Raw genomic sequence first — 23,036 nt, forward strand, 5'->3', positions numbered from 1 at the left:
TTGTTGCTGTTGAACGAGACAAATCCACGAAACCCGGCATGACAACCCCCAGACTCCAGCTCGCTCACATCACCAAGCGGTATCCCGCGGTGGTGGCCAACAGCGACATCTCCCTGAGCGTCGCGCCCGGCGAAATCCACGCCGTGCTCGGCGAGAACGGCGCCGGCAAGTCGACCCTGATGAAGATCATCTACGGCTCGGTGAAACCCGACGAAGGCACGGTGATGTTCGACGGCCAGGCCGTCAGCCTGCGCAACCCCCAGCAGGCGAGAGCGCTGGGCATCAGCATGGTGTTCCAGCACTTCAGCCTGTTCGACACGCTCACCGTGGCCGAGAACGTCTGGCTGGGCCTGGACAAGTCGCTGCAGCTGGCCGAGGTCACGCGCAGCATCACGGCCAAGGCGAGCGAGTACGGCCTCGACATCGACCCGGCGCGGCCGGTGCACACGCTCTCGGTGGGCGAGATGCAGCGGGTGGAGATCATCCGCGCGCTGCTCACCAACCCCAAGCTGCTGATCCTCGACGAGCCGACCTCGGTGCTCACGCCGCAGGCGGTGATCAAGCTCTTCACGGTGCTGAAGAAGCTGTCGTCCGAGGGCTGCAGCATCCTCTACATCAGCCACAAGCTGCACGAGATCCAGGAGCTGTGCAGCGCCTGCACGGTGCTGCGCGGCGGCAAGGTGACGGGGTTGTGCAACCCGCAGAACGAGAGCACCCAGTCGCTGTCGCGGCTGATGATCGGCAGCGAGCCGCCGCCGCTGCAGCACCGGCCGGTGCACGCCGGCGCGGTCGCGCTGCGCGTCGACGGACTGTCGCTGGCGCGAGAGGACCAGTTCGGCGTCGATCTCGACGGCATCTCCTTCGAGGTGCGCGCGGGGGAGGTCGTCGGCATCGCGGGCGTGTCGGGCAACGGCCAGAAGGAGCTGCTGTACGCGCTCTCCGGCGAGGACGTGCGGGCCGAGGCGCCGATGGTGCGCGTGTTCGACAAGCCGGCCGGCCGTCTGCGCCCGCGCGCGCGCCGCGCGCTGGGCCTGCACTTCGTGCCCGAGGAGCGGCTGGGCCGCGGCGCCGTGCCCACGCTGGGGCTCGCGCACAACCTGCTGCTCACGCGCAGCGAGGCGGTGGGCCGGGGCGGGTGGATCAGCACCGGCACGCTGGAGCGGCAGGCCAGGTCCATCATCGAGCGCTTCAAGGTCAAGGCCGGCGGTCCGAAGGCGGCGGCGCGCTCGCTGTCGGGCGGCAACCTGCAGAAATTCATCGTCGGGCGCGAGATCGACGCCAAGCCGAAGCTCTTCGTCGTCTCGCAGCCGACCTGGGGCGTGGACGTGGGCGCGGCCGCGCTGATCCACGCCGAGATCCTGGCGCTGCGCGACGCGGGCTGCGCGGTGCTGGTGATCAGCGAGGAGCTCGACGAGCTCTTCAACATCAGCGACCGGCTGCACGTGATCGCCAAGGGGCGGCTGTCGCCTTCCATCGACCGTGCCGCAGCCACGCTGCCGCAGATCGGCGAGTGGATGAGCGGCCTGTGGCAGGGCTCGCAAGGCGCCGGCAAGAAGGCGGAGGCCGCTCATGTTTAAGCTCGAACCGCGTCCGGAGCTCTCGCGCTTCTGGAGCTATGCATCGCCGATCCTGGCGCTGCTGATCACCGTGCTGATCGGCGTGGCGCTGTTCGCCGCGCTCGGCAAGGACCCGGTCAAGGGCCTGCTGGTGTTCTTCTACGAGCCCATCAAGAACGGCTACGCCATCGGCGAGCTGATGGTGAAGGCGACACCGCTGCTCATCATCGCGCTGGGGCTGGCGGTGTGCTTCCGCTCCAACGTATGGAACATCGGCGCCGAGGGGCAGTTCGTGTTCGGCGCCATCGCGGCGGGCGGCGTGGCGCTGCTGGCCGACAAGAACACGGGGCAGTGGATCGTCGTGGCCATCCTGTTGGCGGGCATCCTGGGCGGCATGGTGTGGGCGGGCATCGTCGCCTTCCTGCGCGACAAGTGCAACGCCAACGAGATCCTGGTGAGCCTGATGCTGGTCTACGTGGCCACGCTGCTGCTGGGCTACATGGTCTACGGGCCGTGGAAGGACCCGCACGGCTACAACTTCCCGCAGACCAAGACCTTCGAGGCGGTCACGCAGATCCCGCGCCTGTTCAAGGGCTCGCGCGTGAGCATCGGCCTGGTGATCGCATTGGTGGGAGCGGGGGCGCTGTGGGTGTTCCTGTTCCGCACGCGCGCGGGCTTCGCGCAGCAGGTCGGCGGGCTGGCGCCCGCGGCTTCGCGCTACGCCGGCTTCTCCGCGCGGCGCGCGGTGTGGATCGCACTGCTGACCTCGGGCGCCGCCGCCGGCCTGGCCGGTGCGCTGGAGGTGGCAGGGCCGCTGGGCCAGCTCACGCCCTACGTGCCGGCGGGCTACGGCTTCGCGGCCATCATCGTGGCCTTCGTCGGACGGCTGCATCCGGTGGGCATGATCTTCTCGGCCATCCTGATGAGCATGTTCTACATCGGCGGCGAGCTCGCGCAATCGCGCCTGGGGCTGCCCAAGTCGCTCACCGGCGTGTTCCAGGGGCTGCTGCTCTTCACGCTGCTGGCGTGCGACACGCTCATTGCCTACCGCATCAAGCGCAAGGCGGCTGCGAAGGCTGCCTCCATGACCACCGCCTCCTTGCAGGCGAGCACGCCCATTACCGCACCGGTCGCGCGTGCCACCGAAGGGAGCAACTGACCATGGAAAGCTACGCACTCCTTTTGGGCTCGACCCTGAGCGCGGGCACCGTGCTCGCCATCGCGGCGCTGGGCCTGCTCATCAACGAGAAGGCCGGCATCGTCAACCTCGGCGCCGAGGGGATGATGCTGTGCGCCGCCATCGCGGGCTTCGCGACGGTCGTCATCACGCACAACCCGTGGCTGGGCTTCCTCGCCGGCATGGCGGCGGGCGCCTTGCTCGCGGCCTTCTTCGGCGTATTGGTGATCTGGCTCAACACGAACCAGTACGCGACCGGCCTTGCGCTGAGCCTCTTCGGCGTGGGCTTCTCGGCCTTCGCGGGCATCAGCTTCGTGCAGGCCAAGCTGCCCGAAAGCGCCTCGTACGCCATTCCGGTGCTGGGCGACATCCCGTTGGTCGGGCCGGCACTGTTCCGCCATCACCCAATGGTGTATTTCGCGGTGGTGCTGACCTTCGCGCTGATCTGGTTCCTCTACCGCACGCGCGCCGGCCTGGTGCTGCGCTCGGTGGGCGAGTCGCCGGAGTCGGCGCATGCGCTGGGCTATCCGGTGCGGCGCATCCGCTTCATGGCGGTGATCGCGGGCGGTGCGCTGTGCGGGCTGGCGGGCGCGTATCTCTCGACGGTTTACACGCCGCTGTGGGTCGAGGGCATGGTGGCCGGCCGCGGCTGGATCGCGCTCGCGCTCACCACCTTCGCCACCTGGCGGCCGGTGCGCGTGCTGCTGGGCGCCTACCTGTTCGGCGGCGTGTCGATGCTGGGCTTCCACCTGCAAAGCAGCGGCGTGGACGTGCCGGCGCAGTTCCTCAGCATGCTGCAGTACATCGCGCCGATCGTGGTGCTGGCGCTGATCTCGCGCAACCCGGCCTTCATCCGCGCCAACATGCCGGCTTCCATCGGGAAACCGTTCTACCCCGGCTCATAATCGCGTTTCTCTTTTTCCCGCCAACCTGTCCTTTTGAGGATTTCCGACAATGAATGATCTGAACAAGCGCTCCCTGCTCAAGCTGGCCGCCCTCACGGCTGTCGCTTCGGCGGCCCTGATCGGCTGCGGCAAGAAAGAAGAAGCGGCGGCTCCTGCGGCTGCACCCGCGCCGGCCCCGGCACCCGCCGCAGCGGCCCCGGCCCCGGCAGCGCCGCTGAACATCGCGTTCGCATACGTCGGCCCGGTTGGCGATGGCGGCTGGACCTTCGCGCACGACAACGCCCGCAAGGCGCTCGAGAAGGAATTCGGCGACAAGATCAAGACCACCTTCGTCGAGAGCGTGCCCGAGGGCGCGGACGCCGAGCGCGTGTTCCGCGACATGGTCGGCCAGGGCAACAAGCTGATCTTCGGCACCACCTTCGGCTACATGGAGCCCATGCTGAAGGTCGCGGCCGACAACAAGGAAGTGAAGTTCGAGCACGCCACCGGCTACAAGACCTCGGACAACATGCGCACCTACGACAGCCGCACGTACGAGGGCGCGTACATGGCCGGCATCATCGCCGGCGCCATGACCAAGAGCAACACGCTGGGCGTGGTCGGCTCGGTGCCGATCCCCGAGGTGCTGCGCAACATCAACAGCTTCACGCTGGGCGCGCAATCGGTGAACCCGAAGATCACGACCAAGGTCGTGTGGGTGAACGAATGGTTCAGCCCGCCGAAGGAAACCGAGGCCGCCACCGCCCTCATCAACGGCGGCGCCGACGTGCTGTTCCAGAACACCGATTCGCCGGCCGTGCTCAAGACCGCGCAGGAAAAGGGCAAGCGCGCCTTCGGCTGGGACTCCGACATGACCGCCTACGGTCCCAAGGCCCACCTGGCCTCGGCCACCATCAACTGGGCCCCGTACTACATCAAGGCCACCCAGGAAGCCCTGGACGGCAAGTGGACCACCGGCCAGGCCTGGTGGGGCGTGAAGGAAGGCGCGATCGACCTCGTGTCCATCGCCGAGGACGTGCCGGCCGAGACCAAGGCCAAGGTCGAGGAAGTGAAGAAGGGCCTGAAGGACGGCAGCTTCGTGATCTGGAAGGGCCCGATCCTCGGCCAGGACGGCAAGGAAGTGGTCGCCAAGGATGCGGTGGCCGACGACAAGTTCCTGTCGGGCGTCAACTTCTACGTCAAGGGCGTCGAAGGCAAGGTGCCCGGCGGCGACAAGAAGTAGGCTCGCCCCCAGGCTGCGCGCACTGCGTGTCGCTGCGCCAACCCCCTACCCCGGGGGCAGCACCTGCGGCCCGGCGAAGCCGGTTCCGCGGTGCTCTCGAATAGGACTTGGCGTGTGATGTAGTTCACACATATACACCGAAAAGTTCTAACAACCCGCACTTGTTGCGGGTTTTCTTTTTTTGAGGGGTTACCTACCTGAAACCTCTCTGCCTCCGCTAAAGTAACAATTAGTGTCACTATTGCGTGCCGCCGCAGGGCGGAACGCGGCCGAGGCGAGTCCCGGAGGCCATCAACGCTCCATCACGACGAGACTGAAATGCAGGACGCAGTCACCAATCCCACGCACCCGGCGTTGCAGCCGAATCTGCCCGATCCGCTGGAGATTCCCGGTTACGAATTGCTGGAGGAGCTGGGCGCCGGCGGTTACGGCACGGTATATCGCGCACTGCAGAAGAGCACGGGCACCGTCGTCGCGATCAAGGTCGTGAAGCTGCAGGTGGGAAGCCAGCGCGTGGCGCGCTTCCATCGCGAGACGAAGCTGTGCGCCTCGCTGCACCACCCGCACATCGTGCAGCTGCTCGACAAGGGCGAGCAGGGCCCTTGCGTCTACGGCGTCTTCGAGTACGTGCCGGGCGAGACGCTCACCAGCCTGATCCGCCGCAAGGGCGCGCTCACGGCCACCGAGACGGGCCACCTGATGGCCGAGGTGCTCGACGCGCTGGACTGCGCGCACAGCGCCGGCATCGTGCACCGCGACCTGAAGCCCGACAACGTGATGGTGACCTTCACCGGCGCCGTCCCGCACGCGAAGGTGCTGGACTTCGGCATCGGCACCGTCATTCCGTCGAATCGCAGCGACGAGTTCCCCACGCTCACGATGACCGACGAGGCGCTGGGCACGCCGGCCTACAGCGCGCCCGAGCAGCTGCGCGGCGAGCCGCCCGGCGTGAAGTCGGACCTGTACGCGTGGGGGCTGATGTTCATCGAGTGCCTCACCGGCGCGCCGGCCATCCGCGGCGCTTCGGCGGCCGAGATCCTTCACCAGCAGCTGAGCCCGCTGGAGGTGCCGCTGCCGGCGGAGATCGCCAGCCACCCGGTGGCCTCCGTGCTGCGGCAGGCCCTGCGCAAGAAGGCTGCCGACCGCAGCGATTCCGCCGCCACGCTGCTGGCCGAGCTCGGCCGCCTGCGGCTGGACGACCTCGTGGGCGTGCTGCGTTCGGCCAAGCAGGCGCAGGACGAAGCACTCGCGCAGACCGTGATCACCGCGCGCGGCTTCTCCGAGAAGCGCCAGCTCACCGTGCTGTGCTGCAGCGTCTCGGTGTGGCCCGACGCGGCCGACGACGACAGCGCCGACGAGGCGCTGCCCTCCAACATCGAGAACCTCGAACTGCTCCAGCGCAACGAGCTGGCCCTGTTCTCCGAGACCGCCACCCGCCGCGGCGGCCTGCTCGCGGGCACGCTGGGCGACCGGATGATCGTGCTCTTCGGCTATCCGCACGCCAGCGACACCGACGCGCGCCAGGCCGGCCGAACGGCCATGGAGCTGATCGCGCTGAGCCGCCAGCGCTCCGCCGCCATCGAGCAGGAGCACGGCGTGCACCTCGGTATCCGCATGGGCATGCACACCGGCATGGCGATCGTCGCGGCCGGAGAGATCCCGTCGGGCCATGCCGTCAACGTCGCGGTGCGGCTCGAGGGCGTGGCCGACACCGGCACGCTGCTGGCGAGCGAGAGCAGCTACCGCCTGCTGAGCCGCCACGCCAGCTTCGACAAGGCTGGCACGGTGACGCTGCCGGGCCAGTCCGGCGGCATCCAGACCTACCGCCTCGGCGGCGACCAGCAGGCGCTCGCCTCCGACGGCTTCGCCGAGCAGGCGCTGCACAAGGCCTGCATCGGCCGCGAGGCCGAACTGCAGCAGCTGAGTACGGCCTGGGCACGGGCCCGCGAAGGGCAGGGCGGCGCGGTATGGATCCGCGGCGAGCCGGGCATCGGCAAGTCGTGCCTGGCCGACGTGCTGCGCGAGCAGGTCGCCAAGGAAGGGCTGCAGACCGTCGTCGCGCAGTGCCAGCCCGAGAACCAGAACAACGCGCTGACGCCGTTCCTTGCGCTGCTGCGCCAGCGGCTCGACGCCATGCCCGACGCCGCGTCGCCCGAGGCCCGCCGCGAGCGCCTGCGCGAGGCCCTGCAGGCCGCAGGCTGCGACGGCGAGGCCGTGCTGCCGATCTTCTGCGCGTGGCTGTCGCTGCCGCTGGGCGACCGCGCGCCGAGCCAGATGTCGCCGCCGATGCAGAAGGCGCTGCTGCTGCAATCGATCGCGCAGTGGCTGTTGCACATGGCCGAGTCGGCGGCGGTGCTGCTGCTGCTGGAGGACGTGCACTGGGCCGACCCCACGACCATCGAATTCGTCGAGCAACTCATCGCCCAGCTGCCGCAGCGCCGCGTGCTGCTGGTGCTCACCGCGCGCCCCGAATGGGTCAAGCCCGACGCCATGCAGGCCGAGCGCATCGAGGTGCGCCGGCTCGAGGACGCGCAGGCCGCCGAGCTGGCGCGCCAGGAGCTGGCGCCGCGCGTCGTCGCGCCGCAGGTGATCGACAACGTGGTGCAGCGCACCGACGGCGTGCCGCTGTTCATCCAGGAGATGGCGCGCATGATGCTCGACGCCTACCTGGTCGAGAAGGACCACGTCTGGGTCTTCAAGGACACGGCCCAGCCTGCCGCGATTCCGGTCACGCTGCGGGACTCGCTGGTGAGCCGCTTCGACCGGCTCGGCCCCGTCAAGGGCCTGCTGCAGCTCGCCGCCACCATCGGGCGCCAGTTCGATGCCGAGCTGCTGTGCGCCTGCTCGGGCAAGAGCGCCGAGGCGATGGACAAGGACATGGCCGTGCTGCTCGACGCGGGCCTCGTCGCCCCGGCCGGTCAGCCGGGCAGCTTCATCTTCCGCCACGCGCTGATCCGCGACACCGCCTACGAGAGCATGCTGGTCGCGCAGCGCCGGCAGCTGCACCGCAACGTCGCGCAGACGCTGATGGACAGCCAGCCGCAGTACGTGGCGAACGAACCCGGCAACGTGGCCCAGCACTGGGCCGACGCGGGCGAATACGCGCAGGCGGTGGCGCTGGCGGTGCGCCAGCTGCGCATCACGCAGCACCGCTCGCTCAACGACGAAACGATTTCCTACGCCCAGCACATCGACGGCTGGATGGCGCACCTCGAAGGCGAGGCGCAGCGCGAGGCGCGGCTGGACGTGAACAGCTACGTCACGCAGGCCATGATGAACAAGTACGGCTGGGCGCATGCGCAGGTGGTCGACCGCATCGCGCTGTCGCAGGAGCTGCTGTCCGACGAGGTGCCGCGCGAGAAGCAGGTGCAGCACCTGTGGACGCTCATCACCTTCCACCACGTGGCCAGCAACCGCGCCGAGGTGCAGCAGCTGAGCAACCGCCTGCTCGACCAGGCCGTGCAGGCGCAGGACCAGGGCGTGTTCGTCGCGGCGCAGACCTACCTCGGCCTCGCGCACTATTCCGACGGCGACTTCGAGCGCGCCGAGCAGTCGCTGACGGACGCCGTCGATCGCTACGACCCCGAGGCCCATGCGCACCATGCGGCCGACTTCGGCTTCGACACCCGCGTGTGGGCGACCACCGGCCGTGCGCTGGTGCGCTGGTTCGCGGGCCACGACGCGGCCGCGCGCGCCGATGCGACCAATGCCGTGCGCTGGGCCCGCGAGATGTCGCACATCCCGTCGCTGAGCATGGCGCTGCTCTACCAGAGCCTGGGCCACCAGGGCCGCAACGACAAGGCGCGCGCGCTGGTGAGCACCGGCGAGCTGCTGGGCATCACGCAGCGCTACGGCCTGCCGGCGTTCCAGGGCTACGCCGAGATCATCCGCTGCTGGGCCACCGGCGACGTCGGCAACATCGCGCAGGCCGATGGCTGGATCCAGGCGCTGTGGGCCATGGGCTGCCGCTACTGCCAGACCTACTACCGCGCCTTCGCCGCCGACACGCTGGCCGCCAACGGACGCTGGGACGAGGCGCTGGAGCGCATCGACGAATGCCTGCGCATGACGGACGAACTCAAGGAAGGGCTCTACCGCTCGGAGCTGCACCTGCAGAAGGCCCGCTACCTGCAGGCCGCCGGCGGCGAGCGCGAGACGGTGGCCGCGTGCTTCGCCAAAGCCGCCGAGGTGGCGCGCGAGGGCGCCAAGTACAGAACCGAATACGAGGCGCTGTCGGCGATGCAGGCACTGGCGGATTCCGCCTCGCCCGACATCGCCAAGCGCCTGAAGAATCTGGCCGGGCTGCGGCCGGAGTTGCCCGCGCGCGTGCCGACGCACGCGACGATTTCCTCTTGAACCAAGGATGAAGTAATCATGACTTTCCAAGTCCAAAGCGGTGATCCGCTGCTCGAGTTCCGCCTGGCCTACCTGCGCGCCATCGCCCGCTCGTGGCAGGACGACGCCTACCGCCGCGAACTGCTCGACCAGCAGGACATCCAGCCGATGCTGCACCGCGACTTCGGCCTGCCGACCGCTTGGCCCCAGCTCGACGTGTCGCTGTTCCTGAGCCCCGACCCGGCCCAGCGCGCCGAATGGAAGCCGATGCTCACCTCCGGCTGGGTCGGCCCCGACGATTCCTTCGTGATCGTGCTGCCGCAGGCCCCGGGCTCCAACGCCACCGAGGCGCTGGCCGCCTACTACCAGCTGTTCCCGAACTTCATGGGTTCCGCCGCCTCCTTCGAAGCGGCCGTGCCGCCGCCCGGCATCGTCGGCGGCGCGCTGCCCACGGGCCTGGGCATTCCCGGCGGCGGCGACGGCTCGCTGCTGGCCTTCGGCGGCGTGGTGCTGCGCGCGATCGCCATCGCGTGGCAGTCGCCCGAGCTGCTCTACGAGCTGACGCGCGACCCCGAGACCGACAAGGCGAACGTGCTGAGCCAATGGCTGGGCTACAACAACCCGTTCAACTTCAAGATCCTGTTCACCACCAACTCGGCCTTCACCTGGGACGCCGCGAAGGGCGAATGGAACCAGAAGAACGCCGACGGCACCGCGATCAAGAACGCCATCCGCCTGAACTACCCGACGGCACCGGTGGAAGAGAGCATGCGCGCCATCGCGCTCACGTCGTACAACAACACGGGCGACCCCTATCCGTTCACCTGCTGAGTCCGAGGCAGCCCAGGGGCCGGCCGCAGGCGCGCTGCAGGGCGCCACGGCCACGCTCCTGCTGACGCTGGCCGCGCGCGCCAATTCCGGCGCCGTGGCCGACGCGTCGGTGTTCTCCGATCCCGAGGCGCGTCGCATCGCCGCGTCGCTGCCCTTCGACATCTCGGCCTATGCGGCCGATCCGGGCTTCGTGCGCAGCATCGTGCTGCGCGCGGCGCTCTTCGATCGCTTCGCGGCCGATTTCCTTTCAAGTCATCCCGGCGCCCTGTGCATCACGCTGGGCGCGGGGCTGTGCACGCGCCGCAGCCGGCTGGGTGCCGCTGCGGCAGGCTCGCGCTGGCTCAACATCGACCTGCCTGAGGCCATCGAGCTGCGTGCGCAGCACCTGCCGCGCAATCGAGACGATGAGTCCGGAAGCGATCTCGCCTGCTCCGTGCTCGACGAGCACTGGCTCGACGCCGCCGGCCTGCCCGGCGAGCGCCCGGTGCTGGTGATGCTGGAGGGCGTGTGCCCCTACCTGCCGCAGGCGCCGCTGGAGGCCGTGCTGCGCAGCCTCGCCGAGCGCTTCGAGCAGGCCGCGAACCCGTGCGTCGTGGTGCTCGACCACGTGCATCCGGTGCTCGCCGCGCAGTCGATGGCCGTGGGGGGCATGCGGCTGCCGGTGGTGTCGGGCTTCGAGAACGCGGCGCAGATCGCGCGGCTGCATCCGTCGATGCGGGTGCTCTCGGAGGACCACATCTACGGACAGTTCTCGGACAGGCACCGGCTCTTCGAGGCGGCGTTCCGGGCCACGACGGGCTCATCGCCCTACGGCGTGGTGCAGCTCGCACTGGGGCCGCGCGGCGATGGGTAGCGCCATGGCTTCCGACTTCTTCGCCGACGTCTTCCGCTGGCACGACCGCTTCCTGCCGCCGGTGGTGCTGCAGGACCGCCTGCTGCTGGCCAGCGAGAACGACCTGCTGGTGCTGGGTTCGCCCGGCGTCATGGCGATGGAGCGCGTGCTGCGCCAGGGCGTCAGCCTCGCCGCGTATTGCAGTACCGGGGAAGGTGCCGCGCAGCTCGCGCAGATGCTCCATGCGCTGGAGGCGCTGTCGCGCCAGGGGCTCGTGCGGCCCGCAGCAAAGGGCGATGCGGATTCGTGGCTGGTTCCCGACTTCTCGGCGGCGCCCGCGCGCACCGCGCTTTCGGCCGACATGGACGTCGTCGCGCTGTCGAAGGCCGTCGGCGACGACGCGGCCGCCCGCTGGGCACGGTCGCTGCCTGCGGGCGCCGGACTCACTGTCGTCTTCTGCGACGACTACCTCGACCCCCGGTTCGCCGCCATCGACGCGCAGCAGCGCGCCTCGGGCCGTTCGTGGCTGCTGGTCAAGCCGACCGGCGAGCAGGCCATGGCCGGGCCGGTCTTCAGGCCTGACGGGCCATGCTGGCGCTGCCTCGCGCATCGCTGGCTCGGGAATCGTCCGGCCCGTGCCTGGTGGCAATCGCGGCATGGCAGCGCCGGCAGCGGCGCGCCGGTGCGTGCGGGCGAGGGGCTCGTCGCCGGGCGGCTCGACCAGTTGCTCCCGGTGGCGCTGCAGCTTGCGAATCAGGCTGATGGTGCCGAGGTGCGGACGCTGGATTCGCCACAGCCGCATGTCGTCGCCCTCCGCCCTCAATGCCCGCACTGCGGAACGCCTGACCTCGTGGCCCGCCGGCAGCGCGAGCGCGTCGTGCTGGCGCCGGGCCTGCCCACCGCGAGCCATGACGGCGGCTGGCGCACCGTACCGGCGTCGGTCACGGTCCAGCGGCTGATGCGCCACGTGAGCCCGCTCACCGGCGCCGTGGCGCGGATCGTGCCGCTGAACGCCGAGGCCGAGGGCGCGCTGACCGTCTACCGCAGCGAGATCTTCAGGACGCCGCCGCCCGGCGACGACGAGATGCCCGGCGTGCTGACCCAGGTGTGCCTGGGCAAGGGCATGTCGATGGAGCAGTCCCGCGCCAGCGCGCTGTGCGAGGCGGCCGAGCGGCACTCGGCCTTCTTCCGGGGCGACGAGGCCTGGGTGGTCGCAGCCGCCGCCGACCTGGACGCGCCCCGCATCGAACCGCAGGCGCTGGCGCTCTTCAGCCAGCGGCAGCGCGAGCGCTTCGGCACGCACAAGCCGCCGCATGCCGTGGCCCCGTCCGCTTCGCCGCATGAAGCGCCGACGTGGTGGGCGCCCGCCTGGTCGCTGACCGCCGACGCGCGCCGCTACCTGCCGCTGGGCTTCTGCTTCGCCAATGCGCCGGTGCAGAGCCAGTTCCACGTGGGCTGGACCTCGAACGGCTGCGCGGCGGGCAACACGCGCGAAGAGGCCATCCTCCAGGGCTTTCTCGAACTGGTGGAGCGCGACGCCGCCGCCGTCTGGTGGTACGGGCGGCACCGCCGGCCGGAAGTCGGGCTCGACAGCCTGTCCGGCGAAATCCTCCAGCGCATCGAGCGCACCTGCGGCCCGCGCTGGGAGCGCTGGGTGCTCGACATCACGCACGACTTCGGCATTCCGGTGGTGGTGGCGGTCGGCCGCCATCTGGACACGGGCGCCTGGGCCGTCGGCTTCGGCTGCAGCCCCGACCGCGCGCTGGCCTGCGAGCGGGCACTCACCGAGATGAGCCAGCTGATCGCGGCGGGCAAGAGCTTCGAGGTGCCGGCGGCCGAAGCAGCCGACGAGGGAGCACCGGCTTTCCTTTTGCCGGCCGGCACCGCGCCGGTTCCGGCCGCGCCCGCCGCCCGCAGCGACATCTCGGAGGAGATCCGCCGCTGCGTGGGCATTGCCGCCTCGCTCGGACTGGAAACCATCGTCCTCGACCACACGCGGCCCGACCTCCCGTTGTGCACCGTGAAGGTGGTGGTGCCCGGCCTGTGCCACATCTGGCCGGAACTGGGCAATCCGCGGCTTTACCGCGTGCCCGTCGCCCTCGGATGGCGCGACACTCCCCTGCAGGAGAGCGAATTGAATCCGCAGGCGCTGTACGTCTGAGATCGCGTAGGAGAATGCGGCGATGGCCATCTTCAGGAACAAGCTCGACCGGCGCGCCATCGTGCTGCGGCCGGTGCATGCCTTCGGCCGGCGCGCCTCTGTCTGCCAGACGGTGCTGCAGGCGCCCGACGTGTCCCAGGTCCACGCGATGGTGCGGTGGAACCGGCAGGCATGGGAAATCGTCGACCAGAGCCGCAACGGCACCACGCTGAACGGGCAGCGCCTGCCCAGCGGCCGCTGGACGGCGCTGCCCGCCGGCGCCGAGGTCCGCATGGGCATCGGCGACGAGTCGGTCTGGACCGCGGAAGACCTCGCCGCGCCGGCCACCTGCCTCTTTCCCTCGGGTGCAGGCGACGGCGGCGCGGGCGACATCGTGGAGCTGAACCCGCGCGAGAACCTGCTGCCGGACGACCATGAACCCGAGGCGAACGTCTACTTCCAGGACGGCAAGTGGATGCTCGAGCACATCGACGGCATCGAGCTGCTGGGCGACGGCGCCATGGTGCGCACATCGTCCAGCACCTGGGAGTTCGTGCTGTGCGACGACCTCGACCTCACCTCCGAGACGCCCATATCGACGCCCATGCCGGTGCCGATGTCGGCCGATGTGGCCCTGCACTTCGAGGTCAGCCAGGACGAGGAGCACACGAGCCTGAACCTGGTGACGCAGGGCAGGTCGGTGCCGCTGGGCGAGCGCATCCACCACTACACCCTGGTCACGCTCGCGCGGCTGCGCCAGAAGGACGCCCAGCGCGGCATCGCGCCGCAGAGCCAGGGCTGGATCGGGCTGGACGAGCTGTCGCGCATGCTGGGGGTGGAGCCCTCGTACGTGAACATCCAGATCTTCCGCGCCAAGCACCAGATCCTGAACGCGCTGCCGCCGCACCTGGTCGAGCCGCCGCTGGTCGAGCGCCGGCGCGGCACCGTGCGCCTGGGCAACTACCCCTTCGAAATTCGTGGCGGGGCGCAACCGCTGTAATCGTATGTAATTCAAATCGCTCCCTGCGCTCCCTAGAGTGACGACCAGTGCGGTGCCGGCGTGGCCCGTGCTGCAGCCATCACTCTGTTTCATTCGGGAAGTCGCCATGGGAATGATCCATTCCGTCACGGTCAACAACCATGCCAGTCATCCAGGCTGCTTCATGGTGTTCCAGAACGACCCGACGCAGCTCGCGCCGAATGCGCTGTCGCTGGCCTGGTTCACGAAGTTCTCCAACCCGGGGCCGACCTCCCGCGTCAAGTTCCAGTGGAGCGTCGACGTGGGCTTCGCCTGGGCCGAGACCGGCGAGCTGCAGCCGGGCGCCCAGTTCATCCCCACCGAAACCTACGAGCCGAGCGGACCCAACAACAAGATCACCCTCGACTGCAATCGCACCTACCGGTTCGTGAACCCCACCCAGGGGCCGGAACAGTCCCGGCTCTATCTCGCTCAGTCGGCGGCCGTTCCGGCCAGGTCGGCCGCCGCCGTGGGCGTGACCATGGGCGGCAGCACCGTGTACGCGGTGCAGGCGCGCACCGGCCAGAACCTGGCCTTCTCGCCGCATCCGAAGTACTTCATCGCCTACGGCGACTTCGAGGAAGGCGACGTGATCGATGCCGGAGCGATCGGCAACCCGCTGGAGCTGGCGTTTCCGCCCGGCGTCTACGCACTGACCACAACGCTCAACGCGGACGGAAGCTGGGACCAGCCGGAGAGCCTGGCCCTTTCGAACGCCAGCCGCCTGCGAATGCTCGCGGCTGCATGAGCGCCAAGCCTGTCACACACCTTGTGGCTTCGTTGAGGACGACGACCATGAAGAAACCAAGCACCCGCCACCCTGACCACCCAGCCACGTCCGGCACGACGCCGGCGGTGGCCATCGAACTCCAGGAGTACGGCCATGTACATGCGGCAAGCAACAGTTGAGAGAGTGGCCATGCGGCGCGTGTGCCTGGTGCCCAGGGGGGCACGCCTGGAGGATCCGCAGGTCGACTGCCTGCCGATGGAGGAGTCGGTCTGGGAGCGCGGCTACACGCTGGTGATCGACGAGGTCAAGCGCGGGGTGCTGCAGGACTTCTGGAAGAACTACTACGGCGCTTCCGCCGAGATGGCGATGTCGGGCAACCGGCTGATGGAACTGCGCAAGGACATCATGGCGATCACGCCCGACTGCCTTGGCGAGCCGGCCGTGTTCCAGTTCCTCGTGCAGCTGACCCGCATGTGCGTGCGGGCCTACAGCCAGCAGGGCACGCTGCAGGTCGTGGCTGAATAAGGCTCTCCCCCAGGCTCCGCACACTTCGTGTCGCTTCGCCAACCCCCTTCCGGGGGCGACACCTGCGGCCCGGCGGAGCCGGTTCCGCGGTGTCCCGCGACTGGAGCAGGGTGAGGCGTGCAGCCGGGGCGGTCAGGAGGCGGGCGCCTGCAGCTGGGCGCCCATCTTCTGGTGGATCAGGTTCACGGCCTTCAGCGGGCGCAGCATCACCTTGAACTCGGTGATCTTTCCTTCGTCGTTCCACTTCATCATGTCGACGCCGTTGATCTGGATGCCGTCGAGCTCCAGTGCGAATTCGAGCACCGCGTCGCGCTCCGACTTCAGCTCTCGCACGTAGCGGAAGCTCTCGTTGAAGAAGACCTGGAACGCCGCGGCCAGGTACTTGTGGGTGATGCGCTTGCCCACCTGGGGCGTGTGCACCACCGGCGAATGGAAGACGGCGGAGTCGTCGAGCAGGGCGTCGAGCCCGGCCACGTCGCGTTCCTTGACGAGCCGGTGCCAGGTGGCGAGGGTGTCGATCGGCATGAGTCTCCTGGGGCTTTTGTGGTCGATGCCCGCCATTTGACGCAGGCGCGGCCTGCATGGCAAGGCGCCGCGCGCACCTAGGCGACTTTGCAGCGACCCGCGCCTCAGGACAGCCGGTCCAGCAGGCTGTACCAGGCCACGCCGCCCGCAATGTAGAAGCGCTGCAGCCCGTGCAGCGGAATCGGCCGGATCGGCGACACCGGGTACGGAAAATCCGCCCCCGCATCCAGCATCCGCGCCGCCACGTGTCTGCCCATGCTCGTGGCCAGTGCGATGCCCCGGCCGTTGTAGCCCAGCGCGATCGTCATGCCCGGCGCCGGCGTGTGCACGTGCGGCATGAAGTCGCGCGTGACGGCGATCCGGCCGGCCCAGCGGTACTCGTAGCGCAGCGGACCGAGCTGCGGGAACAGCAGCTCCAGCGAGCGCTCCAGGTGCGCGAAATCGGCCGGTCCGCCCGGGTCGGCGAAATGGCCGCGCCCGCCCATCAGCAGGCGGCCCTGTGCGTCCTTGCGGAAGTACAGCAGCAGGCGCTGCGAGGTCGAGGCCGTCTCCCCGCGCGGCAGGATGGCGTGGGCCGCCGCGCCCTTCAGCGGTTCGGTCGCCACGATGAAGCTGTTGGCCGCCAGCACCGTGCGCTTCAGGCCCGGCCACAGCGCGCCCGTGTAGCCATTGGTGGCGATGAGCACCTGCTCGGCGGTGACGCTCGCGCCGGTCGACGTGCGCGCATGCCAGTGCGTGCCGCGCCGTTCCAGCGCCGTGACCTCGGTGCTGCCGTGCACCGCAGCGCCCAGGCCCTGGGCGGCGCGCACCAGCCCGCGCGTGTAGGCCAGCGGCTGGATGCCGCCGGCGCGGCCGTCCAGCCATCCGCCGGCGAAGGTATCGGTGCCCAGCCGGGCCGCGACGGCCGCGCGGTCCAGTGCTTCCGTCCTGGCGCCGCGCCTGGCCCATTGCGCGGCGCGCGCGTGCAGGCCGGCCACGTCCTTCTCCGAATAGGAAAGCTGCAGCCAGCCGTTGCGCACCGGCTGGCAGTCGATGCCGTGGCGCGCGATCAGGTCGAACACCAGGTCGGCCGAACCCGACACTGCGTCGATCAGCGGCTCGGCGCGCTCGGCGCCGAAGATCCGCACGAGTTCGTCGGGGTCGTGTTTCAGCGTCGGGTTCACCTGCCCGCCGTTGCGCCCCGAGGCGCCCCAGCCGGGCTCGTGCGCCTCCAGCACGCAGACCTGCGCGCCGGCCTCGGCCAGGTGCAGCGCGGCCGAGAGGCCCGTGAAGCCGCCGCCGACGATCAGCACGTCGGCCCTGCGCGATTCGGCCAGCGGCGGTGTCGGCGGGGCAGGGGGGGCAGTGGCGGCCCAGAGGGACGGTGGCAGTGCGCCAGCGTTCATGCGCGCACCTCCGCGGACGCCGCGGCACCGGAAGGATGCAGCACGCGCCGCAGGAAGTCCTGCGTGCGCGCATGGCGGGGGGCGCCCAGCACCTGTGCGGCCGGGCCTTCCTCCACGATGCTGCCGCTGTGCAGGAAGCACACGCGGTCGGCCACCTCGCGGGCGAAGCCCATCTCGTGCGTGACCACGATCATGGTCATGCCCTCGTCGGCCAGCGCGCGCATCACGCCGAGCACGTCGCCGACCAGCTCTGGGTCGAGCGCCGACGTGGGCTCGTCGAACAGCATGGCCTCGGGCTTCATCGCGAGCGCGCGGGCGATGGCCACGCGCTGCTGCTGCCCGCCCGAGAGCTGTGCGGGCCAGGCCTGCGCCTTCTCGGCCAGGCCGACCTTGGCCAGCAGCGCCAGGGCTTCCTCGCGTGCCTGCGCCGCGCCCTGGCGCAGCACGTGCACGGGGCCTTCCATCACGTTCTCCAGCACCGTGCGGTGCGGGAACAGGTTGAAGCGCTGGAACACCATGCCCATGCGGCTGCGCAGCCGGTGGATGTTGGGCGCGTTGCGGTCCACGCGCTCGCCGAAGGCGCGGATCTCGCCGCCCTCGTAAGACTCCAGCGCGTTGATGCAGCGAAGCACGGTCGACTTGCCCGAGCCCGAAGGGCCGATCAGGCACACCACCTCGCCCTTGTCCACGTGCAGGCTCACGCCCTGCAGCACGCGGTGCGCGCCGAAGCGCTTCTCCAGTCCCTCGACGTGGATCATGGCTGTTTCCTCCCGGCGGCGAAGCGCTTCTCGAGACGGCGCAGTCCCCACACCAGCGGCAGGCTCATCAGCAGGTAGAGCAGGGCGACCAGCGTGTAGACGGTCATGTTCTGGAAGGTGGACGAGGCGATGAGCTGGCCCGCGCGCGTCATCTCGGCCACGGTGATGGTCGAGACCAGCGAGGAGTCCTTCAGCATCATCACCAGCGTGTTGCCGTAGGGCGGCAGCGCGATGCGGAAGGCCTGCGGCAATATCACCCGCCGCATGATCAGCGCCGAGCGCATGCCCATGGCCTGCGCCGCTTCGCGCTGGCCCGGGTCGACCGCCTCGATGCCCGCGCGGAAGTTCTCCGCCTGGTAGGCCGAGTAGGCGATGCCCAGCCCGATCACGCCGGCCTGGAAGGCCGTGAGCTGCACCCCGAAGTCCGGCAGCACGAAGTAGATGTAGAAGAGCTGCACGATGATCGGCAGCCCGCGGATCACGTTGATGACCGCGGTGGCCGCCATCGACAACGGGCGCACCGGCGAGAGCTTCATCAGCGCCAGACCCAGGCCGAGCACGCTGCTCAGCAGGAAGGAAAGCACGGTCACCTGCACGGTGACGATCGCGCCCTGCAGGAGGATCGGCAGGAAGTCCTGCGCGTGCTGCAGGAAGGTGGGAGCAGCCATCTACGTCATTCCTTTCGCTCGACGCGCGGCACGTCAAACTGGCCGGCCGACGCAATCGGGCCCGTTCTCGGAACACTCCGGAACCGGCTTTGCCGGGCCGCAGGTGTTGCCCCGTGCAAGGGGGTTGGCACAGCGATACGAAGCACGCGAAGCCTGGGGGTGTGCATCAGATGCCCCACTTCTGGACGATCTTGGCGAGCGTGCCATCGGCCTTGATCGCCGCGATCGCCTTGTTGATGCGTGCCAGCGTCTCGGTGTCGCCCTTGCGCACCACCAGGCAGACGTCGCCCACGTTCACGGCCTTGTAGCTGTCGACCAGCTTCACGCCGGGGAAGGTGTTCTGGCGGATCTGGTAGGCCATGATGGGCTGGTCGCCGAGGCCGGCCTTGATGCGCCCGAGCGAGAGGTCGCGCGTCATGTCGGCCACCGAGTCGTAGCTGCGCACCTCCTTGAAGATGCCCTTCTTGTTGAGCATGTCGAGGAAAACGGTGCCGACCTGCGCGCCCACCACCTCGCCCTTGAGCTCGTCGAGCGAGACGTAGGCGCGGGTGTCGTCCGCCTTGACGATCAGGCCCTCGCCATAGGAGTACACCGGGTCGCTGAAGTCGACCACCTCCTGGCGCGCGGGCGTCTTCAGCATGGCGGCCGAGACGATGTCGATCTTGCGCGCGGTGAGCGAGGGGATGAGCGCCGAGAACACCGTCTGCTGCACGTTCACGTTGAAACCTCCCGCCTTGCCCACGGCGGTGACGGTGTCGACCATCATTCCCTGGATGCTGTTGGTCTTCACGTCGAGGAAGGTGAACGGCACGCCGGTGGCGGTGGCGCCCACGTTGAAGGTGGGCGCGGCGCCCTGTGCGGCCGCCAGCGAGGCGGCGCCGGCGAAGCAAAGACCCAGGGCCAGGCGATGAAGGCGGCGAACGATGCGATTCATGGAAGCACTCCTCGAAGGAAGGGAAGTTGAAGAAGAAGGTGAGTGGAGATGAGCGAATACGGTCGGTGGCCGAGATGCAACATGCATGCCAATATTCGATTCTTTTGAATCTCCCATCAATAAATGAAAACCACTAGTCGAATCTAAAGTATCGATATTCGATATTTATATCGGCTGTCGCTATACTCCCCAGCCATGGACGCCACACCCGACACAGCCCCCGAAAACAGCCAGAGCCTGCTTTTCAACCAGTCGCTGGAAAAGGGCCTGGCGGTGCTGCGCGCCTTCAGCGCCCGGCGCCGCACCATGACGCTGGCCGACGTGGCCGAGGCCACCGACATCACCAAGAGCTCGGCCCAGCGCATGGTCTTCACGCTCGAGAAGCTGGGCTACGTGCGCAAGCATCCGAAGACGCGGCGCTACCAGCTGACGCCGCGCGTCATGGAGATCGGCTTCAACTACCTCGCGGCGCACTCGCTGATCGACGTGGCCAACCCGTTCCTGTCGGAGCTCACCAAGGTGACGACCGAGACCTCCTGCCTCACCGAGCCCGACGGGCTGGACATGGTCTACGTGGCGCGCTTCGTGAGCGCGCAGTTCGTGCCGGTGCACATGCCCATCGGCAGCCGCATCCCCATGTACTGCACCGCTTCCGGGCGCGCCTTCCTGAGCGCGCTGCCCGAGGATGAGGCGCGCGCGCTCATCGAGTCGTCCGACCGCGTGGCCCACACCATGCACACGCGCACCGGCGTGGACGAGATCATGGAAGAGCTGCGCCAGGCGCGGCAGCAGGGCTTCGCCACCAATGCCGAGGAACTCTTCCTGGGCGACATGACCATCGCCGCACCCGTGCTGGGCGCGCAGGGGCGGCCGGTGGCCTCGGTGCACGTGGTGGCGCCCACCAGCCGCTGGACGCTGGAGGAGGCGGTGCGCAAGCTGGCGCCCACCCTGCTGCTTTGCGCGCGCTCGCTCACCAGTTCGGCGCGCAGCGTGGATTGACGGCATAAGCTTTCCGGCATGGCGCCGGCCGCTGCTGCCCTTATGCTTTGCGAAGTCCCAACGCAGCATCCGCAGCCCCCACCATGACCGATTTCCGCCCCGCCTACGACAAGAGCTTCGACCGCATCGCCGCCGACCGCCTGCCCGCGCTGCTGCGCGCCATGCCCAAGGCGGAGCTGCACATGCACATCGAGGGCTCGCTGGAGCCCGAACTCATCTTCGCGCTCGCCCAGCGCAACGGCGTGTCCATTCCCTACGCCAGCGTCGAGGAGCTGCGCAAGGCCTACGCCTTCACCAACCTGCAGAGCTTCCTCGACATCTACTACGCCGGCGCCAGCGTGCTGCTCAAGGAGCAGGACTTCTACGACATGGCCTGGGCCTACCTGGAGCGCGCCGCCGCCGACAACGTGGTGCACACCGAGATGTTCTTCGACCCGCAGACGCACACCGCGCGCGGCGTGCCGATGGAGACGGTGATCGACGGCCTGCACCGCGCGTGCACCGACGCACGCTCGAAGCTGGGGGTGAGCGCCGCGCTCATCCTGTGCTTCCTGCGCCACCTCAGCGAGGAAGAGGCCTTCGAGACGCTGGAGCAGGCGCTGCCCTACCGCGACAAGTTCATCGGCGTGGGGCTCGATTCGAGCGAAGTGGGCCATCCGCCCGAGAAGTTCGCCCGCGTGTTCGCGCGCTGCCGCGAGCTGGGCTTCCACTTGGTCGCCCATGCCGGCGAGGAGGGCCCGCCCGAATACGTGTGGAGCGCGCTCGACGTGCTGAAGGTCGAGCGCGTCGACCATGGCGTGCAGAGCACCAAGGACCCCGAGCTGATGAAGCGCCTTGCGAAGGACCGCATTCCGCTGACCGTGTGCCCGCTGTCGAACCTCAAGCTCTGCGTGTTCCCCGACCTGTCGAAGCACAACCTCGGCGCCCTGCTCGACGCGGGGCTGGTTGCCACCGTCAACTCCGACGACCCGGCCTACTTCGGCGGCTACATGAACCAGAACTTCACCGAGACCTTCTCGGCCACCGGCCTGAGCGTGCAGCAGGCCTGGCAGCTCGCGGCGAACAGCTTCGAGGGCAGCTTCATCGACGAGGCCGCCAAGCGCGCCTACGTCGACCGGCTCAACGCCGTCTTCGCGAGCTTCTGATCGGCGGCGGCGGGCCGCGCCACCAGCAGCGGCATCGCCACCAGCGCGCAGGCGCTGGCCGCCAGCCACACCATCGGCCAGCCCTGCAGCGCCAGCAGGTGCGGAATGGAGAAGGGCGTGACGAAGCACACCAGGAACACGCTGGTGTTCGCCATCCCCAGCGCGGTGCCGGCACGCGATGCGCCTGCCAGCGTGGCGAGTTCGGTATAGGCCACGCCGTGCCAAGCCGACACGCACACGCCGCTCACGCCCAGCAGCACCACCAGCGCGATGCGAAGTGCCGGTGAGTCGGCAGCGTGCGTGCCCGCGGCCAGTGCCAGTGCAGCGAGGCCTGCGAACAGCACAACGGTGAGCCCGCTGCAGGCGCGCAAGTAAGCCGGCCGGTTCCTGTTGCGGTCGGTCCAGCGGCCGCTCCACACGCGCATGACCATCGCGCCGACCTGCACGAACACCATCGTCGCGGTGATGGTCGCCAGGCCCGCATGGCCGAAGTCGTGCAGGAACACCGTGCCGAAGGACAGCACCGCGAACTGCGGCGCGCAAAGAATGCCGATGCCGGCCACGATGCGCCACACGCGCGCGTCGCGCAGCGGTCCGCTCTTCGGCACGGCGGCTGCAGTCGGCACGGCCTTGTCGCCGCCCGCCGCGATGGGCGGCTCGTGCACCCACGCCCAGCTCATCGCCGCGCTCAGCGCGCACAGCAGCGCCAGCAGGCCGTAGAGCGCCGCGAAGCCGAAGTGCAGCGCGACGAAGGGCAGCACCAGCGCGCCGATGCCGCCGCCCATCGGCACGGCCGTCTGGCGGATGCTCATCGCGAGGCCGCGCTCGCTGGCGTCGAACCAGGTCATCACCGCGCGGCCGCTGGCGCCGTTGACGCTGCCGCCCAGCAGCCCCACCAGCAGCAGCCCGCTGCCGAGCCAGCCCAGGCCCGGAATGTGCCCTGCGGCGGGCGCGGCCCACAGCGCCATCGCGACCAGCGCGAGGGCCGTGCTGCCCAGGCCCGCCAGCAGCACGGGCCGATCGCCCCAGCGGTCGGTCAGCAAGCCCCAGGGCAGCTCGCTCACCGCGATGCCCAGGCCCATGAGGCCCAGCACCAGCCCGAGGGTGGCGTTGTCGAGCTGGTAGCCGGTGCGCATCAGCACCGCCGTCATCGGAATGCCGCTGAAGGCCACCGAGAAGGCGGCGTTGGCCGCCACGCCTGCCGCCAGCACCTTCCAGCGGTGGCGCGGGGTGAATGAAGAAGAGGAGGGGTGTGTGGAGAGGGAGTGGGTCATGTTGCCGGGCAGTTTCCGCTTCGGCAAAGGTTTTGAAAATCAGAAAATAATTGGCGAATCGTCCTGAAAAACGGGAT

19 protein-coding genes are annotated in these 23,036 nt (G+C 69.1%); 13 read left to right on the top strand and 6 right to left on the bottom strand.

The window, feature by feature from the left end; translation table 11 throughout:
* Window positions 1-38 precede the first annotated feature (38 nt).
* The 11 genes from FHY06_RS25560 (at window position 39) to FHY06_RS25610 (ending at window position 15,271) form a co-directional block, all read left to right on the top strand.
* Window positions 39-1,577, top strand: coding sequence for an ABC transporter ATP-binding protein (locus FHY06_RS25560; RefSeq protein WP_184606744.1), 1,539 nt, complete (start codon window positions 39-41; stop codon window positions 1,575-1,577).
* Entirely contained in the window at window positions 1,570-2,715 is a 1,146-nt protein-coding gene (locus FHY06_RS25565) for an ABC transporter permease (protein ID WP_184606745.1), read from the top strand. The genes FHY06_RS25560 and FHY06_RS25565 overlap by 8 nt, the downstream gene beginning before the upstream one ends.
* A 2-nt stretch (window positions 2,716-2,717) precedes the next feature.
* A complete protein-coding gene (locus FHY06_RS25570; RefSeq protein ID WP_125947142.1) occupies window positions 2,718-3,638 on the top strand; it encodes an ABC transporter permease in 921 nt (306 codons plus the stop codon).
* Window positions 3,639-3,687: 49 nt separating this feature from the next.
* Window positions 3,688-4,860, top strand: coding sequence for a BMP family ABC transporter substrate-binding protein (locus FHY06_RS25575; protein WP_019655110.1), 1,173 nt, complete (start codon window positions 3,688-3,690; stop codon window positions 4,858-4,860).
* Between the two features lie 318 nt (window positions 4,861-5,178).
* Window positions 5,179-9,216 carry a TOMM system kinase/cyclase fusion protein gene (locus FHY06_RS25580; RefSeq protein WP_184606746.1) on the top strand — a complete coding sequence of 1,346 codons (4,038 nt, stop codon included), beginning with the start codon at window positions 5,179-5,181 and terminating at the stop codon, window positions 9,214-9,216.
* Window positions 9,217-9,234: 18 nt separating this feature from the next.
* Window positions 9,235-10,026: a BMA_0021/BMA_0022 family TOMM bacteriocin gene (locus FHY06_RS25585; RefSeq protein WP_019655112.1), complete on the top strand. Its 792-nt coding sequence runs from the start codon at window positions 9,235-9,237 to the stop codon at window positions 10,024-10,026.
* A 67-nt stretch (window positions 10,027-10,093) separates the two neighbouring features.
* Window positions 10,094-10,879, top strand: coding sequence for a class I SAM-dependent methyltransferase (locus tag FHY06_RS25590; RefSeq protein ID WP_244164343.1), 786 nt, complete (start codon window positions 10,094-10,096; stop codon window positions 10,877-10,879).
* Window positions 10,880-10,883: 4 nt separating this feature from the next.
* The gene (locus FHY06_RS25595; RefSeq protein WP_184606747.1) at window positions 10,884-13,019 is read left to right on the top strand and encodes a TOMM precursor leader peptide-binding protein; all 2,136 of its coding nucleotides are present in this window, start codon (window positions 10,884-10,886) and stop codon (window positions 13,017-13,019) included.
* Window positions 13,020-13,041: 22 nt separating this feature from the next.
* The gene (locus FHY06_RS25600; protein ID WP_019655115.1) at window positions 13,042-13,998 is read left to right on the top strand and encodes an FHA domain-containing protein; all 957 of its coding nucleotides are present in this window, start codon (window positions 13,042-13,044) and stop codon (window positions 13,996-13,998) included.
* A 106-nt stretch (window positions 13,999-14,104) separates the two neighbouring features.
* A complete protein-coding gene (locus tag FHY06_RS25605) occupies window positions 14,105-14,764 on the top strand; it encodes a RhiA family protein (RefSeq protein WP_026346424.1) in 660 nt (219 codons plus the stop codon).
* Window positions 14,765-14,935: 171 nt separating this feature from the next.
* Window positions 14,936-15,271, top strand: a complete 336-nt coding sequence (locus FHY06_RS25610; RefSeq protein ID WP_019655117.1) for a hypothetical protein — start codon at window positions 14,936-14,938, stop codon at window positions 15,269-15,271.
* Window positions 15,272-15,403: 132 nt separating this feature from the next.
* Here the strand turns inward: FHY06_RS25610 and FHY06_RS25615 are convergent, their stop codons facing one another.
* From FHY06_RS25615 to FHY06_RS25635, 5 genes are all read right to left on the bottom strand, one after another.
* Complete coding sequence (locus tag FHY06_RS25615) at window positions 15,404-15,796, bottom strand: nuclear transport factor 2 family protein (protein WP_019655118.1); 393 nt, start codon at window positions 15,794-15,796, stop codon at window positions 15,404-15,406.
* Window positions 15,797-15,900: 104 nt separating this feature from the next.
* A complete protein-coding gene (locus FHY06_RS25620) occupies window positions 15,901-17,181 on the bottom strand; it encodes an NAD(P)/FAD-dependent oxidoreductase (protein ID WP_184606748.1) in 1,281 nt (426 codons plus the stop codon).
* A complete protein-coding gene (locus FHY06_RS25625; RefSeq protein ID WP_019655120.1) occupies window positions 17,178-17,939 on the bottom strand; it encodes an amino acid ABC transporter ATP-binding protein in 762 nt (253 codons plus the stop codon). Before FHY06_RS25625 ends, FHY06_RS25620 begins: the two co-directional genes overlap by 4 nt.
* Complete coding sequence (gene ehuD, locus FHY06_RS25630) at window positions 17,936-18,607, bottom strand: ectoine/hydroxyectoine ABC transporter permease subunit EhuD (protein ID WP_126185297.1); 672 nt, start codon at window positions 18,605-18,607, stop codon at window positions 17,936-17,938. Before ehuD ends, FHY06_RS25625 begins: the two co-directional genes overlap by 4 nt.
* 166 nt (window positions 18,608-18,773) lie before the next feature.
* A complete protein-coding gene (locus tag FHY06_RS25635) occupies window positions 18,774-19,541 on the bottom strand; it encodes an ABC transporter substrate-binding protein (RefSeq protein WP_019655122.1) in 768 nt (255 codons plus the stop codon).
* A gap of 195 nt (window positions 19,542-19,736) precedes the next feature.
* Between FHY06_RS25635 and FHY06_RS25640 the strand changes: the two genes are divergently transcribed.
* Both FHY06_RS25640 and FHY06_RS25645 read left to right on the top strand, forming a co-directional pair.
* The gene (locus FHY06_RS25640; RefSeq protein WP_184606749.1) at window positions 19,737-20,540 is read left to right on the top strand and encodes an IclR family transcriptional regulator; all 804 of its coding nucleotides are present in this window, start codon (window positions 19,737-19,739) and stop codon (window positions 20,538-20,540) included.
* A gap of 83 nt (window positions 20,541-20,623) precedes the next feature.
* Window positions 20,624-21,685 carry an adenosine deaminase gene (locus FHY06_RS25645; RefSeq protein WP_126185296.1) on the top strand — a complete coding sequence of 354 codons (1,062 nt, stop codon included), beginning with the start codon at window positions 20,624-20,626 and terminating at the stop codon, window positions 21,683-21,685.
* Here the strand turns inward: FHY06_RS25645 and FHY06_RS25650 are convergent.
* The gene (locus tag FHY06_RS25650; RefSeq protein WP_184606750.1) at window positions 21,646-22,959 is read right to left on the bottom strand and encodes an MFS transporter; all 1,314 of its coding nucleotides are present in this window, start codon (window positions 22,957-22,959) and stop codon (window positions 21,646-21,648) included. The genes FHY06_RS25645 and FHY06_RS25650 overlap by 40 nt on opposite strands.
* Window positions 22,960-23,036 lie beyond the last annotated feature (77 nt).

Source organism: Variovorax atrisoli, from assembly GCF_014195185.1.
In the GTDB taxonomy this organism is placed as follows: Bacteria; Pseudomonadota; Gammaproteobacteria; order Burkholderiales; family Burkholderiaceae_C; genus Variovorax; species Variovorax atrisoli.

What these genes read in the sequence shown, in the direction of transcription:
- FHY06_RS25560 (WP_184606744.1), top strand. Translation starts at nt 39, where the DNA reads ATGACAACCCCCAGACTCCAGCTCGCTCACATCACCAAGCGGTATCCC.
- FHY06_RS25565 (WP_184606745.1), top strand. Translation starts at nt 1,570, where the DNA reads ATGTTTAAGCTCGAACCGCGTCCGGAGCTCTCGCGCTTCTGGAGCTAT.
- FHY06_RS25570 (WP_125947142.1), top strand. Translation starts at nt 2,718, where the DNA reads ATGGAAAGCTACGCACTCCTTTTGGGCTCGACCCTGAGCGCGGGCACC.
- FHY06_RS25575 (WP_019655110.1), top strand. Translation starts at nt 3,688, where the DNA reads ATGAATGATCTGAACAAGCGCTCCCTGCTCAAGCTGGCCGCCCTCACG.
- FHY06_RS25580 (WP_184606746.1), top strand. Translation starts at nt 5,179, where the DNA reads ATGCAGGACGCAGTCACCAATCCCACGCACCCGGCGTTGCAGCCGAAT.
- FHY06_RS25585 (WP_019655112.1), top strand. Translation starts at nt 9,235, where the DNA reads ATGACTTTCCAAGTCCAAAGCGGTGATCCGCTGCTCGAGTTCCGCCTG.
- FHY06_RS25595 (WP_184606747.1), top strand. Translation starts at nt 10,884, where the DNA reads ATGGCTTCCGACTTCTTCGCCGACGTCTTCCGCTGGCACGACCGCTTC.
- FHY06_RS25600 (WP_019655115.1), top strand. Translation starts at nt 13,042, where the DNA reads ATGGCCATCTTCAGGAACAAGCTCGACCGGCGCGCCATCGTGCTGCGG.
- FHY06_RS25605 (WP_026346424.1), top strand. Translation starts at nt 14,105, where the DNA reads ATGGGAATGATCCATTCCGTCACGGTCAACAACCATGCCAGTCATCCA.
- FHY06_RS25610 (WP_019655117.1), top strand. Translation starts at nt 14,936, where the DNA reads ATGCGGCGCGTGTGCCTGGTGCCCAGGGGGGCACGCCTGGAGGATCCG.
- FHY06_RS25615 (WP_019655118.1), bottom strand. Translation starts at nt 15,796, where the DNA reads ATGCCGATCGACACCCTCGCCACCTGGCACCGGCTCGTCAAGGAACGC.
- FHY06_RS25620 (WP_184606748.1), bottom strand. Translation starts at nt 17,181, where the DNA reads ATGAACGCTGGCGCACTGCCACCGTCCCTCTGGGCCGCCACTGCCCCC.
- FHY06_RS25625 (WP_019655120.1), bottom strand. Translation starts at nt 17,939, where the DNA reads ATGATCCACGTCGAGGGACTGGAGAAGCGCTTCGGCGCGCACCGCGTG.
- ehuD (WP_126185297.1), bottom strand. Translation starts at nt 18,607, where the DNA reads ATGGCTGCTCCCACCTTCCTGCAGCACGCGCAGGACTTCCTGCCGATC.
- FHY06_RS25635 (WP_019655122.1), bottom strand. Translation starts at nt 19,541, where the DNA reads ATGAATCGCATCGTTCGCCGCCTTCATCGCCTGGCCCTGGGTCTTTGC.
- FHY06_RS25640 (WP_184606749.1), top strand. Translation starts at nt 19,737, where the DNA reads ATGGACGCCACACCCGACACAGCCCCCGAAAACAGCCAGAGCCTGCTT.
- FHY06_RS25645 (WP_126185296.1), top strand. Translation starts at nt 20,624, where the DNA reads ATGACCGATTTCCGCCCCGCCTACGACAAGAGCTTCGACCGCATCGCC.
- FHY06_RS25650 (WP_184606750.1), bottom strand. Translation starts at nt 22,959, where the DNA reads ATGACCCACTCCCTCTCCACACACCCCTCCTCTTCTTCATTCACCCCG.